General features: G+C 67.9%; 12 protein-coding genes. 3 read left to right on the forward strand and 9 right to left on the reverse strand.

What is annotated here, in order from left to right; translation table 11 throughout:
* Positions 1-3: 3 nt before the first annotated feature.
* The 7 genes from cpaB to AC1RAA_RS08030 all read right to left on the reverse strand — a co-directional run bounded on the left by cpaB (position 4) and on the right by AC1RAA_RS08030 (position 6,348).
* Positions 4-843, reverse strand: a complete 840-nt coding sequence (gene cpaB, locus AC1RAA_RS08000) for a Flp pilus assembly protein CpaB (RefSeq protein ID WP_447745318.1) — start codon at positions 841-843, stop codon at positions 4-6.
* A gap of 33 nt (positions 844-876) precedes the next feature.
* Positions 877-1,461 (reverse strand): A24 family peptidase, encoded by a 585-nt coding sequence (locus tag AC1RAA_RS08005; protein ID WP_159271400.1) that lies wholly within the window; start codon positions 1,459-1,461, stop codon positions 877-879.
* 16 nt (positions 1,462-1,477) lie between these two features.
* Complete coding sequence (locus AC1RAA_RS08010) at positions 1,478-1,624, reverse strand: hypothetical protein (protein ID WP_174254357.1); 147 nt, start codon at positions 1,622-1,624, stop codon at positions 1,478-1,480.
* Between the two features lie 210 nt (positions 1,625-1,834).
* Positions 1,835-3,052 carry a CaiB/BaiF CoA transferase family protein gene (locus AC1RAA_RS08015; protein ID WP_492727538.1) on the reverse strand — a complete coding sequence of 406 codons (1,218 nt, stop codon included), beginning with the start codon at positions 3,050-3,052 and terminating at the stop codon, positions 1,835-1,837.
* On the reverse strand, positions 3,052-4,020 hold the full coding sequence (locus tag AC1RAA_RS08020; RefSeq protein ID WP_492727539.1) for a Bug family tripartite tricarboxylate transporter substrate binding protein: 969 nt from the start codon (positions 4,018-4,020) through the stop codon (positions 3,052-3,054). Before AC1RAA_RS08020 ends, AC1RAA_RS08015 begins: the two co-directional genes overlap by 1 nt.
* A gap of 34 nt (positions 4,021-4,054) precedes the next feature.
* Positions 4,055-5,194 (reverse strand): acyl-CoA dehydrogenase family protein, encoded by a 1,140-nt coding sequence (locus AC1RAA_RS08025; protein ID WP_492727540.1) that lies wholly within the window; start codon positions 5,192-5,194, stop codon positions 4,055-4,057.
* Positions 5,191-6,348, reverse strand: a complete 1,158-nt coding sequence (locus tag AC1RAA_RS08030) for an acyl-CoA dehydrogenase family protein (RefSeq protein WP_492727541.1) — start codon at positions 6,346-6,348, stop codon at positions 5,191-5,193. The genes AC1RAA_RS08025 and AC1RAA_RS08030 overlap by 4 nt, the downstream gene beginning before the upstream one ends.
* Positions 6,349-6,457: 109 nt before the next feature.
* Here AC1RAA_RS08030 and AC1RAA_RS08035 point away from each other — a divergent pair, with 109 nt between their 5' ends.
* The 3 genes from AC1RAA_RS08035 (at position 6,458) to AC1RAA_RS08045 (ending at position 9,412) form a co-directional block, all read left to right on the forward strand.
* On the forward strand, positions 6,458-7,255 hold the full coding sequence (locus tag AC1RAA_RS08035) for an IclR family transcriptional regulator (RefSeq protein ID WP_492727542.1): 798 nt from the start codon (positions 6,458-6,460) through the stop codon (positions 7,253-7,255).
* A 263-nt stretch (positions 7,256-7,518) separates the two neighbouring features.
* Entirely contained in the window at positions 7,519-8,883 is a 1,365-nt protein-coding gene (locus AC1RAA_RS08040) for a hypothetical protein (protein WP_492727543.1), read from the forward strand.
* Between the two features lie 82 nt (positions 8,884-8,965).
* Positions 8,966-9,412 carry a hypothetical protein gene (locus AC1RAA_RS08045; RefSeq protein WP_492727544.1) on the forward strand — a complete coding sequence of 149 codons (447 nt, stop codon included), beginning with the start codon at positions 8,966-8,968 and terminating at the stop codon, positions 9,410-9,412.
* Positions 9,413-9,415: 3 nt separating this feature from the next.
* Here the strand turns inward: AC1RAA_RS08045 and AC1RAA_RS08050 are convergent, their stop codons facing one another.
* Positions 9,416-9,976, reverse strand: coding sequence for a dihydrofolate reductase family protein (locus tag AC1RAA_RS08050; RefSeq protein WP_492727545.1), 561 nt, complete (start codon positions 9,974-9,976; stop codon positions 9,416-9,418).
* A 225-nt stretch (positions 9,977-10,201) separates the two neighbouring features.
* On the reverse strand, positions 10,202-11,254 hold the full coding sequence (locus tag AC1RAA_RS08055; RefSeq protein WP_492740546.1) for a DUF1566 domain-containing protein: 1,053 nt from the start codon (positions 11,252-11,254) through the stop codon (positions 10,202-10,204).
* Positions 11,255-11,368: the final 114 nt, after the last annotated feature.

Raw genomic sequence — 11,368 nt, forward strand, 5'->3', positions numbered from 1 at the left:
CGATCAGAAACAGGTGAGCGAGCGGCCTGCGTGCTGGATCACTTCCACGCACTCGGAGGCTCGCGGCGTGACGGGGCCTGCCTGCCGCACCCGCGGGCGGGCCGGGGCTGCCGCGGTGGAGACCGGCACGATGTCCTTCTTCTCGCCGAACAGCTGCCCCTTGGTGATGCCCAGGGTGGCGACCGTGGTCTTGTCCATCTGGTTGCGCAGCACGAGCGACAGGGTGCCCACGCTGCGTGCCAGGTCGAGCTTCTCGGAGTCTTCGAGCGAGAGTTCGAGCGTCACCGCGCTCACGACCTTCGGCTTGGTGTCGTCGCGGTTGGCCTCCTGGGCCACCGCCAGCACCAGCACTTTCTCGAGCACGGTCTTGCTGATCTGCAGCGCGTCTTCGCCGCGCCCTTTGTCCTGCTGGGCATTGACCATCACGTCGACGTAGTTGCCCGGCAGCGCGAAGCCCGCCACGCCGACCACGTCGTTGACGCGCACCGTCATGGCCCGCTTGCCGCTGGCGATCACCGCCGACAGCCCGCCCTGCGTGCCCACCGGCGCCAGCTTGCCCTCCATGAGCGCTTCGCCGCGCAGCACGCCGACCTTCACCACGCGGTCGTTCAGCGCCTTGATGTCGCTGAAGGAGCCGTTGGGCACCGAGCCGCTGGGCCAGTCGACCGTGGACAGCATCTGCGCGTTGACGCGGCTGCCCAGGTCGATGTCGACGGCGGCCACCACGACCTTGTTGGACGCAATGCCGCTTTGTCGGGAGATCCAGCCGGTCGCGTAGACCGCGGCCGCCAGCCCGAACAGCAGGGCCAGAAAGATCAGCCCGATCGCCTTGATGTTCTTCATACGAACCTCCGCCAGGGGTGAAACATGTAGGAGCTAGACAAAGCCCAGCTGGTGCGCCAGCACTTGGACCACCGTGCCCGCCGCGATGCAGACGCCGTAGGGCAACTTGCCCACGGACTGGCCTGCCTGCAGGCGCCCGTCGGGCCGCACGCCTGCGATGCCGGAAATGAGCATCCCCTGCGCCGCGGTCTTGACGTTGCCGAGCATGTGAGCGAGGCGGCGGCGATGGATCGCGAAAGCCAGCGCCGCGACGCCGCCCGCGATGAAAGTGAAGAGCAAGGCCATCAGCGTCTGCTGGGGCCCCAGGAAGGCTCCGGTCATGGCCATCAGCTTGACGTCGCCCGCGCCCATGATCCCCAGCGCATAGAACGGCAGCATCACGACGAAGCCCACGCCCAGACCACCGAATGCACTCAGCGCGCCCGACGACGGCGTGCGTGCCGCCATCGTTCCGTAGATGAGGGCGAAGCACGCGCCGCCGAAGGTCAGCCAGTTGGGAATGCGATAGAAGCGCCAGTCGCTCACAGCCGCCACGCCGAGCAGCGCGAAGAGCGCCAGCATGCGGATGTCGGTCGCCAGCATCGCGAGCAGTTCGAGAACAGCGTTGAATTCCTGCATGGCGGGCTCCCCGTGTTCAGGCACTGCGCCGCAGGGCGAGCACCAGCAGAAGGACGACGACCATCACCAGCGCACCGATCAGCGCGAACTCCATGAACGACATGCCGGCGTCTTCGCGCAGCAGACTCAGGGCGGTTCTCGGCAGAACTTCGAGCGGTTCCATGCGGTTTCCCCGGTGATCGTGGCCGGCCGAAACCGCTGGCCTTCCCGGTGTGGGAAGAAGCGTTCGGCATGGGGATGACTGTAGGAATCGCACCGCTTTCGCACATGAGCGGAGCGCCCTTTTCTGGGGGAGTCAGGTGTCCCGCGACGGCACGGGGACAGGCATGACAAAACGCCTACCCGGCCGGGCAGGCGAAAACGCGGGCGCGCTTCAGATCACCTGCGCGTCGCGCAGCGCTGCGAGCTGTGCCTCGCCCAGGCCCAGTGCGCCATACACCTCGGCGTTGTGCTGCCCCGTGCGCGGCCCCGTGGCGGCCGGGCGCACGCCTTCGCGCCCCACGAAGCGCGGCACCGCCGCCGGCGCGGGCACGGTGCCGAACTGTTCGTCGGGCACGTCGATGAAGGCGCCGCGTGCCTGCATGTGCGGGTCGGCCCGCAGGTCGGCGATCGAATACACCTTGCTGTAGGGCACGTCTTCGCGGTCCAGCCGCACGGCCAGCTCCGCGAATGGAAGACTGCTGCACCAGTCGGCAATGATGCGGTCCAGCGCCTCCAGGTGGCGGATGCGCGCGGCGTTGTCGGCAAAGCGTGCGTCGGTGAGCAGGTCGTCGCGACCGATGGCGCGGCAGATGCGCGCGAAGATCGGCCCGCCCGTGCCCACCAGCGTGAACCACACGCCGTCGAGCGCGCGAAACACGTTGGACGGCGCGGTGTAGGTGGCGCGCGAACCGGTGCGTTCGCGCACCACGCCGCCGATGCGGTGCTCGGCCGCCAGCGGATCGAGCAGGCGCGACATCGCCTCGGTGGCCGACAGGTCGATCTCGGCGCCCCGCTGCTGCGCGCGCGGCAATGCATTGCGCTCGGCCAACGCGGTGCTGATGGCGAAGGCGCCGAACAGGCCCGCCACCACGTCGCCCAACGGATAGTTCATGTGCTGCGGCGGGCCGCCGGACTCGCCGGTCAGGTGCGTGAAGCCGCTCATCGCTTCGAAGATGCGGGCAAAGCCCGGCCGGCGCGCATACGGGCCGGTCTGGCCGAAGCCCGTGAGGCGCAGCACGATGAGGCGCGGGTTGGCCGCGTGCAACGTGGCGATGTCCAGGCCCCAACCGTCGAGCGTGCCGGTGCGGAAGTTTTCCACCAGCACGTCGAAGCCGGCGATGAGCTGCAGGAACAGCGCGCGGCCCTCGGGCTTGCGCACGTCCAGCGAGATGCCCTTCTTGCCGCGATTCGCGGTCTTCCAGAACAGCGGATGGCCCTCGTGCACCGGCGTGAGCCCGCGCAGCGGATCGCCGCCGCCCGGCAGCTCGAGCTTGACGACGTCGGCGCCCATGTCGCCGCACAGCGTGGCCGAGAACGGCGCGGCGAGCACGGTCGCCATGTCGAGGATGCGCACCCCGTGCAGGGGTGCGTGGTCGGCAGGCTGGCCCATCAGTTGCCCTTCAGGTCGACGCGCTTGAGCACCGGGTCCCACAGCTTGCGGTCGGCGGCGATGCGCTGGCCGTAGGCGGGCAGCGACGGGTCGAGCGCGGCCGCGCCCAGCTTGGCCAACTTGTCCTTCACCGCGGGCAAGGCCTTGGCCAATGCCGCCCGCAGCGGACGCATGACGGCATCGGGCGTGCCCTTGGGCGCGACGATGCCCACCCACAGGCCGCTGTCGAAGCCCTGCAGGCCCAGCTCGGCGAAGGTGGGCACGTCGGGCGCCGAGGGCGAGCGCGTGCGGCCGGTCTGCGCCAGGATGCGGATCTGCCCGCTGCTCATGTAGGGCAGCGTGCCGCCGAGGTTGTTGCACATCACCGGGATGTGACCGGCGATCAGGTCGTTCACCGCCGGCGCGTTCCCCTTGTAGGGCACGTGCTGCATCTTGATGGCGGCCTGGTGGTTGATCATTTCGCACACCAGGTGCGACGGCGTGCTCGGGCCGGCGGAGCCGAAGGCGAGTTGCCCCGGCTTGGCCTTGTCGGCGGCAATGAGCTCGGGCAGCTTCTGGTACGGCGTCTTCGCGTTGACCGCGATCACGTTGGGCAAGTCGGCCACCAGGCCCACGGGCACGAAGTCGTCCACCGGGTTCCAGCTGAGGCCCTTGTGCACGTAGGGCAGGAAGATGTTGGTCAGGCCCGCCATGAGCAGCGTGTAGCCGTCGGGCGCGGACTTGGCCACGAGCTCCAAGCCGATGAGGCTGCCGGCGCCGGGCTTGTTCTCCACGATGACCGGCTGGCCCAGCGCGTGGCCCAGTTCCAGCGCCACCTCGCGCGCCACCAGGTCGGTGCTGCCGCCGGCGGGGAAAGGCACGACCAGCTTCACGGGGCGATCGGGGAAGGCAGCCATCGCCAACGAGCCGGCCAGGCCGAATGCAAGGCCGGCAGCCAGGTGCGAAATTTTCTTGATCAAGGACGTCATCGTCAGTCTCCAGTTTCTCTGTGTGTTCAGCGTGTCAGTGCGTGAGGAAGCGGCGCCCGAGCGTGGCGCGGTGCAGCTCGGAGGCGCCGTCGTAGATACGGAAGGGCCGCAGCTCGCGCACGATGAGGGCGATGGGCGCGTCTTCCGACATGCCCAGCGCACCGCACATCTGCGCCGCGCGATCGGCCACGCGGTTCAGGGCTTCGGACACGAAGACCTTCGTCATCGCCGACTCGGTCTTCACCGACAGCCCCTCGTCCATGCGGCGCGCGCAGTCCAGGCTCATGAGCCGGCTCGCATGCAGGTCGATGTGGCAGTCGGCCACCATCGCCTGGACCTGCTGCAGGTCGGCCAGCCGATCGCCGAACGACGTGCGCTCGCCCACGTAGGCCTGCGCGATCTCGAGCGCGCGCCGCGCACGGCCCATGAGCCGCAGACAGTGCGACAGCCGCGCGGGCTCCAGCCGCTGCTGCGCCGCCACGAAACCCGAGCCCACCTCGCCCAGCACCGCGTCGGCGCCCACGCGGCAGGCAGTGAAGCGCAGCTCGCCATGGCCGCCCACGGCGAAGGGGTCGATGGCGCGGATGGCGCGCACCAGCGAAAGGCCCGGGTGGTCCATGTCCACGATGAACTGCGTGGGCCCTTCGTCCGTCTGCGCCAGCACGATGCAGAAGGCCGCGCCCACCGCGCCGGTGATGAACCACTTGTGGCCGTCGATGACCCAGCCATCACCCTCGCGCCGCGCGGTGGTGCGCAGCATCGACGGGTCGGAACCCGCGCCAGGCGCCGGCTCGGTCATCGCGAAGCACGAGCGGATGCGGCCCTCGGCCAGCGGCCGCAGGTAGCGCTGCTGTTGCGCGGGCGTGCCCTGGCGCAACAGGCTGATCATGTTGGGCTGGTCGGGCGCGGCGCAGTTCAGCGCGGCCGGGCCCAGGTAGCTGCGGCCGGCCTCCTCGAACACCGCCGCGCGCTCGACCCACGACAGGCCCAGCCCGCCCTCCTCCACCGGCATCTGCGGCAGGTACAGGCCCAGCTCGCGCGCGACCGGGCGCAGCTGCGACAGCGCCGCGTCCATCGCCCGCGGGTCGTGCACGTGGGCAGTCGATTCGAGCGGAATGCAGTGCCGCTCGACGAAGTCGCGCACCCGTGGCACGAGGTCCGTGCGCACGTTCATCGCGCGCCCGCCTCGCGCAATGCCAGCTTGGCGATGTTCAGCTGATGAATCTGGCTCGTGCCCTCGTACAGGCGGAACAGCCGCACATCGCGGTAATAGCGCTCGATGGGGCTGAAGTCGGCCACGTAGCCGGAGCCACCGAACATCTGCACCGCACGGTCGGCCACGCGACCGCACATCTCCGACGCGAAGTACTTGCACATCGAGGCCGACAGGGCCACGTCTTCGCCGCGATCGCGTGCACGCGCCGCCTCGAGGATCATCGAACGCGCCGCGTAGATCTCGGTACGGCTGTCGGCGATCATGGCCTGCACCAGCTGGAAGTCGGCCACCGCCTGGCCGAACTGGTTGCGGCTGCTGGTGTGCGCCATGGCCAGGTCCAGCATGCGGATGGCCGGGCCCGTGCACAGCGCCGCCAGGTGCAGGCGCTGCTTGTTGAGCACCTTCATCACCGTCTGGAAGCCCATGCCTTCGCGCCCGCCGATGAGCTGGTCGGCGTGCACGCGGCATTCGTCGAAGTGCACGTCCGACACGAACGAGCCGGCCTGGCCCATCATGCGGTAGGGCGCGCCCGTCGTCAGGCCCGGCCCGCGCTCGACCAGGAACGCCGACACGCCCTTGCTGCCCTTCGAGCCGTCTTCGGTGCGGGCGATGACGGTGAACACATCGGCCACCGGCGCGTTCGTGATGAAGCGCTTGCTGCCGTTGAGCACGTAGTGGTCGCCCTCGCGGCGCGCGGTGGTCTGCACGTTGCTCGCCTCCGAGCCCGCCTCGGGCTCCGTGAGCGCCAGGCAGCCCGTGAGCTCGCCCGTGGCCATGCGCGGCAGCCAGCGCTGCTTCTGCGCCTCGGTGCCGTCGGCCACCAGCGCTTCGGAGCCGATGCCCGTGTTGGTGCCCACGCGGGCGCGCAGCGCCACCGACGACTGCGACAGCTCCATCGCGCACAGCACCAGCTCCTCGGTCGTGAGGCCCAGGCCGCCGTAGGCCTCGGGAATGCTCCAGCCGAAGTAGCCCTTGCGCCGCAGTTCGTCGACCACGTCGGGCGGGATGTCGTTGTCGCGGCTGACCTGGTCTTCCAGCGGATGCCAGCGTTCGCGAACGAAGGCGCGGATGTCGGCCCGCAGGGCCTCGAAGTGGGGGGTGTCTCGGATCATGGTGGCCGCGACTGTAGGAAGCAGGTCCACAATTGCCGGCACTGAATTTCAATCATTGAAACTGCGATTCACTCCCATGCCCCGCCCTGTCCAGAATCGCCGCCAGCCCATGAAGCATTCCGACGACCTGCGCCGGGTGCGGGACGAAGACCCGTACATCGCCGGCACCCTGGCCAAGGGCCTGCTCATCCTGCAGACCTTCGTGGGCGACCCGCGCGCGCACGCCAACAGCGAGTTCGCCGCCAAGCTCGGCCTGTCGCGCCCCACCGTCTCGCGCCTGTGCCGCACCCTGCTGACCATGGGTTTCCTGGACCACGACGAACGCCTGGACCGCTACTTCATCGGCCCCGCCGCCGTGGCGCTGTGCTACCCCTACGTCATCAACACGCCCATGCTGGCCCTGCTGCGCCCGGCCATGCAGCAACTGGCCGACCGCGTCGAGGGCGCGGTGTCGGTCGGCGTGACCAGCGATCTCGACGTGGTCTACCTGGAGACCTGTGCCCACGAGGGCGGCACCTTGAAGCGCCCCGGCGTCGGTGCCGTGCGCGGCATTGTCGAAACCGCCATGGGCCGCGCGTGGCTCGCGCAGTTGCCTGCGGGTGAGCGCCAGGAGTTCCTTGCCCATGTGAAGCACGAGCGGCCCGAAGAACACGCGCGTTGTCTGGAAGGCGTGCGCGACAGCGTGGCGAACTATCGCAAGCGCGGCTTCGCGATCAACCTGGGAGATTCAGGGTTCGGCGTGCTTGCTGCAGGCGCCGCGGCGCGGGTTCGCTACGGACCGCGGCGGCTGCTGTTCAACTGCGCGGTGCCGGGGTTTCACTGGAAGAAGTCGCAGCTGCTGGACACGATCGGGCCGGGGCTGGTGCAACTGGTGGGGGCGGCGGATCGGCAGTCGGGGTTGCGGTAAGGGGTGGATCGCGGATCTGGCACCAGCGTAGATCGCCGCAGGCTACAGCTACGAGGCCTTCAAGCGTGCACGCCGACTGGCGTCATCGCGGCGTCTGATTGCTTTTCAAACTGTGATGTTTTGCGCAAACCCACAAGAAAGCGCACCGAATACGGTGTCGGTGCACATGCGAGCAGCGGTTGCACCACGGATAGCATGGTTCGGTCGCCATTGGCCATCCAGCAAGGCGTTGGATGCCAACTAACACCGAGGGAGGAAGAGCGATGTCAAGAAAATTCACCACGGCAGCAGCCGTTTCCATGACCATGGCCTTGGCCGCTTGCGGAGGCGGTGGTGGTGGAAGCGGCGGGGGAGGATTGGGGCTGTTTCCACCGCCCCCCTCCTCAGCGTCGGCCGCGGCTCCCACCATCAAGGTGAACAACGCAACAGTCCAAGGTGAAGGTCCCCACGCGATCAAGCCGGGCGATACCGTCCAGATCGACGCCGGGGCTGCCGTCGAATGGACCAGCACTGGCGAAAATATCACCCTGCGCAGTCCGGAGATCGGTGCGTCCAGTTGGAAGGCCCAGCTGGTCAACGGCAGTACCCAAGCCAAGCCCTTCAAGGTGACCGCCCGCGCGGCCAACAATGCGTGGGACATCAATTTCGAGGTGGCAGGCGGCGATGCGCGCAATGGCAGCTATAGCGCCTTCGCTACCAATGGAACACGCCAGACTGTTGCGCTGAACTTCGACGTTGGAACCTACGAATGGACCGGCAGCAACATCACAGCGGTGTCGGGCAGCTTTACGGCAGATGCAGACCAGGCCGGAACCTATCTTTTTCAATCCAGCCGCATCACCACTTCTGCGAACACTGCTCGTTTTCGTGTCGGCCAGGATGTCCTCGTTGGTGCATTCCCGTTTGACGTGACACAGGCAGCGACCGAGAGCTTCGCGACCCAATCCTTCGTCGCCTCACGGGCGCTTGAGACGAATCAGGCGGGTCTCGACGGCACGTTCAATCGCTTCGGCATCAACGTGGGCTCTGCCACCAGCGTGTCCGATATCTCGCAGATGAAGATATCCGGTGGCGGCACGGTTCTGGTTCGCTGTACCCACAGCACCATCTACCGCGTCGACAACTGCCCGGCCGCCTCGCTGAAGACCTGGAACATCTCTCCGGGAACCGTCGTCGGAACCTGGAACATGGTGGACCCCGCCGCACCGGCCGATGCCGCTCTGTTTGCGATGGCTCGCGTTGGCAGCGAAAAGATCTTCTTGATCAGCGGCAAGCTGAATGGCGATCCCAAGACAGCGGTCTTCCGAATCGGGCTGCCCGAGAGCTCGCAATGGCCTACAGGCTTCGGTTACGGCATTTCTACCGCAGCCTCCTGGGGGAAAGTCGACGTGCGCGCCACGGAGTCGTTCAGGAGTGCGGTGAGTACGGATGGCTCGACTTCCAGTGCCCACAACACGTTTGCAACGATGGGCAGCCTCGGGCCGCTGGGCATGCGTGGGATCGTCGGCACTGGTACCGATCCGAAATCGTACTTCGCGATGCAGGGAAGCAGCATCTTCGCGATCGTGGGCGCCAACAACGCGACCACAGGCACCAACGGGTATCTACAGATCAATCTGATGGATTGAGCGAGCAATCTACGGTAGCGGGACACACTCGCTATCGGCAGATGACGCCCGTCGTTGGGGATGCAGTTGGGGTATTGCCCCCGTGGTGGTGTTCTGGGCGCAACTCGCAGGAGGCGCAGGCACAGGCGCCTGGTCCATCGGGTTGTCCGGCGCGATCGCGTTCTGCATCTGCGCGCTGCCTTACTCGAGGCGAACCGATCCGGAGATCACGCGAGCAGACTGGATCTTTCTGGTGGCCTCGCTTTCAGTGCTGCTCACCTGGTTCCTGACCAGCGATGCGATGTGGGCGGTGGTGATCCTGACCGCCGTCGACCTCGCCGGCTTCGCACCGACCTTTCGCGCGGCCTGCCCCCAGCCACTTCGCGAACAGACCACCTTCTTTGCGCTGGGTGCGGCCCGGAATGTGTTGGTGATCCTCGCGCTGGAGCACTACTCGGTGACGACCGTGCTGTTTCCGTTCGCAGGGGGCGTGGCCTGCATCGCGCTGGTCGCGCTGATCAGTCATCGCCGGAGGCGGCTGCGTGGTTGACTGTCAGCCACGCGCGCGCCGGTAGTGCATGGCGACCGCGCCGTTGCCGAGCGGCTTCGCCGAGACCAGCTCAAGCCGTCGCGTGTGAGGCAGCCCGCTCTGGTACAGGGTCGGGCCGTGGCCCGCGATCCTGGGGTGCACGAGGAACCTGTACTCGTCGATCAGATCCAGCCGGTCCAGCGCGGTCGCGAGCTTGCCGCTACCGAGGAGCACGCCGGCTGGGGTCGCGTCCTTGAGCTTTTGCACGCCCGAGCGCAAGTCGCCGGCGATGTGGTGGCTGTGGCTCCACGGGAAGTCCGTTCGCGTCGACGACACGACGTACTTCGGCTTGATCTCCAGCTTGGCCGCCCATTCGCGCACCGCCGGCGGCGCCTCCACATCGCCGCGGGCGACCGCCGGCCAGTAGCTCTCCATCATCTCGTAGGTGGTGCGGCCCCACAGTATCGCCCCACCCTCGTCCATGAGGCGGGTGAAGAAGGCGTGCGTCTCGTCGTCGGCGATGCCCTCCTGGTGGTCGACGCAGCCGTCCAGGGTGACGTTGAGGCTGAAGGTCAGAAGTCCCATGCGAGTCTCCTCCGGGTTGGGCGGCCTGCTGCTTTCGGAGCGCGGGGCGGCACCCTGAATGACCGCTCGTGGCCGCAAGCAGGCCGCGTCAGACGGTAGCTGATGCCTCGCCAAAGAGGAAGTACAGAAACGCCAGGAACGACGGGCAGCGAGGCGCGAGCTTGCCGTCCTTGACCCGGTGCCACAGCTTCACGGCATGGCGTCGAGACAGATGCGCATCGCACATCACTCGCGCACGAGCCGGACCCCGAGGGGCATGGGCTGCGCCTCGCAAGAGATATCGCCCCCACCCCCCAGCACCCATCCTCCGATCCATGCACGGGCCTCCCGCGTCGCGGGGCCGGCGGTGCAGACGGTGGAGGACCGATACCCTTCGCGCAGCGGCTGCGTGCCGGACGCCGGGAAATCGGCGGCGGGGATGTCGAGCTTCTTGAACCAGCGCCCTGCGAGGCTGTTCACCTCCTTGATGGTGGGCAGGCGCCAACCCGGTTGTGTGCTGGCGTGCTGCAGGGCTTGCACATAGCGGTAGCGCCCGGCCGTCCCGGTGCAGCGCTGGCCGTTCCATACCTGCGGCTCGTCGCAGCGGCGCCACGCCAGGCCGGTGTGGCGGTCTTCGACCACGCCGCCGGGCACGCCGCGCTCGTCGGACACTTCGCGCCAGCGTCCCGTCTCCGGCACTTCGGGGCCGCGCACCAGGCGAATGAACAACGGCTGCGGTTTTCTCTCCATCCTGCGGTTGCAGCTGTAGACGAACCCGAGCTTGAAGCTCACGCACCAGATGCGGGTCTGGTCGTCCGGCTCGGAGCTCAGGTAGTTGCCCGGCATGGTGTTGGGCAGCCATCGCGCATCGACGGCGGCCTGCTCGGCGGGCCATCGCCCCGTCCGTTCGTTGATCAGCTCCCCCAGATCGATCAGGCCGTGCAGCTCGGCCACCGTGGGCAGGCGCCAATCGGTGAAGCCGCACAGGCGCATCGCATTCACCTGCGCCACATAGGCCATGGCATCGCCCGGCCGCCCGTCGCCGTAGTAGGAATAGGCGTCGGTGTTGGCCCGGCTGCCGGGCGCTGGCTCGTTGTGCGGACCGTAGGTGTCGATCAGCTTGCCGGTGCCCGGCGGACCGGCCTGTGTCCTCATCCATGCCAGCTTGCCGCTGTCGGGCTTGCCCTCCCAGACCAGCCCGGACACCCGGTCGCGCACGCAGGAGGTCAAGGGTTGGCCGGCCACCGCCTCGTAGTGGGGTGGGCCCGCGCGCAACATGCCGTCTTGCTTGGGGATCAAGGCCAGCGGTCCCGCGTCCGTGCAGGACTGAGGGGCGGATCTGCCGTCTTGCTGCAAGCCCAGGCACGTGCGCGCGCCGGTGGGCGGCACCTTCACTGTGGTCGGTCCGGCCGT

The sequence above is a fragment of the Variovorax sp. GW823-FHT04F07 genome, from assembly GCF_058795995.1.

Coding starts and splice junctions, on each gene's coding strand:
- AC1RAA_RS08050 (WP_492727545.1), bottom strand. CDS start 9,976: ATGGGACTTCTGACCTTCAGCCTCAACGTCACCCTGGACGGCTGCGTC.
- AC1RAA_RS08010 (WP_174254357.1), bottom strand. CDS start 1,624: ATGGAACCGCTCGAAGTTCTGCCGAGAACCGCCCTGAGTCTGCTGCGC.
- AC1RAA_RS08005 (WP_159271400.1), bottom strand. CDS start 1,461: ATGCAGGAATTCAACGCTGTTCTCGAACTGCTCGCGATGCTGGCGACC.
- AC1RAA_RS08035 (WP_492727542.1), top strand. CDS start 6,458: ATGAAGCATTCCGACGACCTGCGCCGGGTGCGGGACGAAGACCCGTAC.
- cpaB (WP_447745318.1), bottom strand. CDS start 843: ATGAAGAACATCAAGGCGATCGGGCTGATCTTTCTGGCCCTGCTGTTC.
- AC1RAA_RS08040 (WP_492727543.1), top strand. CDS start 7,519: ATGTCAAGAAAATTCACCACGGCAGCAGCCGTTTCCATGACCATGGCC.
- AC1RAA_RS08025 (WP_492727540.1), bottom strand. CDS start 5,194: ATGAACGTGCGCACGGACCTCGTGCCACGGGTGCGCGACTTCGTCGAG.
- AC1RAA_RS08015 (WP_492727538.1), bottom strand. CDS start 3,052: ATGGGCCAGCCTGCCGACCACGCACCCCTGCACGGGGTGCGCATCCTC.
- AC1RAA_RS08020 (WP_492727539.1), bottom strand. CDS start 4,020: ATGACGTCCTTGATCAAGAAAATTTCGCACCTGGCTGCCGGCCTTGCA.
- AC1RAA_RS08030 (WP_492727541.1), bottom strand. CDS start 6,348: ATGATCCGAGACACCCCCCACTTCGAGGCCCTGCGGGCCGACATCCGC.